This is a genomic window from Nocardioides korecus (assembly GCF_054778395.1).
Genome location: NZ_BAAGZO010000024.1, coordinates 1 through 3221 on the forward strand (window position 1 = coordinate 1; position 3221 = coordinate 3221).

7 protein-coding genes are annotated in these 3221 nt (G+C 72.6%); 2 read left to right on the forward strand and 5 right to left on the reverse strand.

Going from position 1 to position 3221, the window contains the following annotated elements; genetic code table 11:
• On the forward strand, positions 1-410 hold a 410-nt coding region (locus ACYVDA_RS20610), incomplete at its 5' end, for a permease (RefSeq protein ID WP_460820415.1).
• Positions 411-435: 25 nt separating this feature from the next.
• Here the strand turns inward: ACYVDA_RS20610 and ACYVDA_RS20615 are convergent.
• Together ACYVDA_RS20615 and ACYVDA_RS20620 are read right to left on the reverse strand one after the other, a co-directional pair.
• Positions 436-702 (reverse strand): metal-sensitive transcriptional regulator, encoded by a 267-nt coding sequence (locus ACYVDA_RS20615; RefSeq protein WP_460820416.1) that lies wholly within the window; start codon positions 700-702, stop codon positions 436-438.
• A complete protein-coding gene (locus ACYVDA_RS20620; RefSeq protein ID WP_460820417.1) occupies positions 702-1139 on the reverse strand; it encodes a DUF302 domain-containing protein in 438 nt (145 codons plus the stop codon). Before ACYVDA_RS20620 ends, ACYVDA_RS20615 begins: the two co-directional genes overlap by 1 nt.
• A gap of 121 nt (positions 1140-1260) precedes the next feature.
• Here ACYVDA_RS20620 and ACYVDA_RS20625 point away from each other — a divergent pair, with 121 nt between their 5' ends.
• Positions 1261-1446 carry a hypothetical protein gene (locus ACYVDA_RS20625; protein ID WP_460820418.1) on the forward strand — a complete coding sequence of 62 codons (186 nt, stop codon included), beginning with the start codon at positions 1261-1263 and terminating at the stop codon, positions 1444-1446.
• A 61-nt stretch (positions 1447-1507) separates the two neighbouring features.
• Here ACYVDA_RS20625 and ACYVDA_RS20630 read toward each other — a convergent pair whose 3' ends face one another.
• From ACYVDA_RS20630 to ACYVDA_RS20640, 3 genes are read right to left on the reverse strand one after another with little or no spacing between them, the layout of a single operon-like run.
• Positions 1508-1954, reverse strand: a complete 447-nt coding sequence (locus tag ACYVDA_RS20630) for a cupredoxin domain-containing protein (protein ID WP_460820419.1) — start codon at positions 1952-1954, stop codon at positions 1508-1510.
• Positions 1954-2346 carry a hypothetical protein gene (locus tag ACYVDA_RS20635; RefSeq protein ID WP_460820420.1) on the reverse strand — a complete coding sequence of 131 codons (393 nt, stop codon included), beginning with the start codon at positions 2344-2346 and terminating at the stop codon, positions 1954-1956. Before ACYVDA_RS20635 ends, ACYVDA_RS20630 begins: the two co-directional genes overlap by 1 nt.
• A gap of 36 nt (positions 2347-2382) precedes the next feature.
• Positions 2383-3087 carry a class F sortase gene (locus ACYVDA_RS20640; RefSeq protein ID WP_460820421.1) on the reverse strand — a complete coding sequence of 235 codons (705 nt, stop codon included), beginning with the start codon at positions 3085-3087 and terminating at the stop codon, positions 2383-2385.
• Between the last annotated feature and the right edge of the window lie 134 nt (positions 3088-3221).

Consider the following 3221-nt stretch of genomic DNA (forward strand, 5'->3'; position numbering starts at 1 on the left):
TCGGCAACGTGCCGCTGGCAGCGGTGCTCTACAACGGCGGCATCAGCTTCGGCGGCGTCATCTCGTTCGTCTTCGCCGACCTGATCATCGTGCCGATCCTGGTGATCTACCGGAAGTACTACGGCACGAGGATGATGCTCGTCCTGCTCGGCACCTTCTACGCCACCATGGTCCTCGGCGGGTACGCCGTGGAGCTGATCTTCGGCGGCCTCGGCCTGGTCCCCGGCCACGGCCAGGCCAAGGTGATGGCCGAGTCGATCACCTGGAACTACACCACCTGGCTCAACATCGCCGCGCTCGTGCTGACCGCCGTGCTGATCGTCCGCTTCCTGCGCACCGGCGGCCGGGAGATGATGTCGATGATGAATGGCGCCCCCGACGACGCGGCGGGTCACGCCCACCACGGCTAGCGCGGCCGCGGCCCCGTCCGGTCGCTCAGGCCAGGGAGAGGAAGAGCTTCTCCATCTTCTTCACGTCGAGACCGTCGACGTCGCCGCCGTTCTCGGCCAGGCACTGCTGGAGGCCGGAGGCCACGATGGCGAAGCCGGCCCGGTCCAGGGCCTTGGAGACGGCGGCGAGCTGGGTGACCACGTCCTCGCAGTCGCGGCCCTCCTCCAGGAGGCGCAGGACGCCGGCGAGCTGGCCCTGGGCGCGCTTGATGCGGTTGACGACCGGCTTCATGCCGGCGGGGTCGAGCTCCATCAGTGCTCCTGGGTCGTGCGGCTGCCGGGCGTCTCGGCGCCCTGGGCCCCGAGGGCGTCGAGCATCGCGGTCAGGCGCTGGCGGGCGTCCGCGGCCACGGTGTCGAGCCCGCCGGAGGACGACAGGCCCATCATCGCGTGGGGGTCGAAGGCCTCGACGACCGTCGTGTGCTCGTCGACCGAGCGGACCACGACGTTGCAGGGCAGCACGGTCGCGATCGAGGGGTCGGCCTGCATGGCCTGGTGGGCCAGCTGCGGGCGGCACGCGCCGAGGATGACCTGGGGCGCGACGTCGACGTCGAGCTTGGCCTTCATCGTGGCCTGCAGGTCGATCTCGGTGAGCACGCCGAACCCTTGGTCGGCCAGGCCCTCGCGGACCTCGGTGACGGCGGCGTCGTAGGGCATGTCCAGGGTGGTGGACAGGGTGTACTCGGTCATCGGGCGCTCCTCGTGGTGTCGACGGTCCGGCGGAGGTGCACCGCCGGCCGCTGGTTGCCAGCATACCCCCTAGGGTATCCGGGTCGACGGACCGCGACCCACCACGAGAAGGAGCACCACCATGTGTCGTCCCACCACGTGCACGACCTGCGGCAAGACCACCTGGGCCGGCTGCGGCCAGCACGTCGCCCAGGTCAGGGCCACCGTCCCCGCCGACCGCTGGTGCGCCGGCCAGCACACCCCCGCCGAGCGCAGCGCCGCCGGCCGGGGCGGGAGCCTCCTGCGCCGGGTCCTCGGCCGCGGCTGAGCGCTACCCGCCGCGGACCTCCCGCCGCCGTCCGGAGGAGCAGGTGCCGGTCGTCGGCGCCTCAGCTGACGACCAGGGTGCCGTGCATGTCGGAGTGGTAGGTGCAGTGGTACTTGTAGGTCCCCGCAGCGGGGGCGGTGAGCTTCGCGGTCTTGCCCGGCAGGATCTTCACGTCGAACCCGCCGCTGGAGTCGGCGGTGACCGTGTGCGCCTCGGTGTCGTCGTTCTTGATCATCACCGTGGCCCCAGCCTTGACGGTGCCAGAGGTCTTGTAGGCGAAGTTCTTGATCGTGATCGTCGCCGACGCGCTCGAGCTCGAGCCTCCCGACGAGGCGCTCGCAGACGGTGAGACGCTCGACGGCGACGGCGAGCCGGTCGCGGACGCGACCGAGGACGGGGAGCTCGAGCCTCCGGCGGAGGACCCGCCGCTCGAGCCGCAGCCGGCGAGCCCCAGCAGGGCGATCAGGGTGGCGGTGGTGACGGCGGCGGTCCTGGTGGTGCGTCTCATCAGTGGTCCCTCGGTGGTCGTGGTGCACGGTGGCGCAGGGTGTACGTCGCGAGGGCCAGCGCCAGGACCTCCGCGATGAGTGCGGGCAGGGCGAGCGGTTCGCCCCAGTTGCCGATGTCGTCGTCGAGCTGGGGCAGCCCGACCGTGCGCGAGAGCACGTACGCCGCGAGCGCGAGCAGGCTGACCAGCGCCACGGTCGCCCACACCGCGCGCGAGTCGTGCCGGACCAGCAGGGCGGCCAGCACGAGGCAGACCACCGTCAGCGCGAGGAACAGCACGCCGGCGTACGGCGCCTCCTCGAGGTGCTCGGGCACCAGCAGGGCGTGGACCACGGCGACGACGAGCAGCAGGGCGGCGGCACCGAGCCGCAGAGGTGCGTGGAGCGGTGGCACGGTGCTCCTCCCCGGAGGGTCGGGACGTGGTGGGTGTCAGCCGGCGCGGCGGGTGGCGGTGAGGTGGGCGAAGACGACCTCGTTGCCGGTGTGGTGCCGGGTGGCGGTGTCGAAGTCGCTGCAGGTGATCACGCGCAGCGTCGGGCGGCTCAGGTTCTTGGCGCCGTAGACCGTGGTCGTGGGGAAGGCGCTCTTGGGGTAGTCGCGCACCGCGTCGACGGTGAAGGTGACCACGACCCGGTCGGCCCGGTGGACGATGATCTTCGCCCCCGGTCGCACGGCCCCGAGCTTGAAGAAGACCGACGGACCCCGGGTGGTGTCCACGTGGCCCTCGAGCACCGACGGCCCGGGCTGACCCGGGGTCGGGGACTTGGAGAACCAGGCGGCGGTGTCCTCGTAGGGGCCCGGTTGCGGCACCGCGAGCGTGCCGTCGGGCGCGAGCCCGATCGGCCGGACCGCGGAGTCGACCCCGATCGAGGGGATCACGACCCGCACCGGCGGCGAGGGCGGCAGGGGTGCCGGGGCCGCGGACGGTGACGCTGACGCGGTCGCCCCGGCCGAGGCGGTGCTGGGCGAGGCCGACGGCGGGTCGATCCGGCCGACGGCGCGCGGAGGCTGGGGCGGCTGCACCTGGGAGGCGATGCCGACCGCCAGCAGGACCAGACCGACCGCCACCACGACGAGGGCGAGCCACAGGGGCACCCGGCGCCGGGGGTGGTGGTCGGTCCGGTCCGCTGACATCAGCGGATCAGATCTCGTTGGTCGCGCGGCGGCGACGGCTGACGATCATGGCCCCACCGAGGGCCAGGGCACCGGCCCCGGCCGCCAGGACACCGGTGTCCTCGACCCCGCCGGTCGTACCGGTCCCGGTCGCC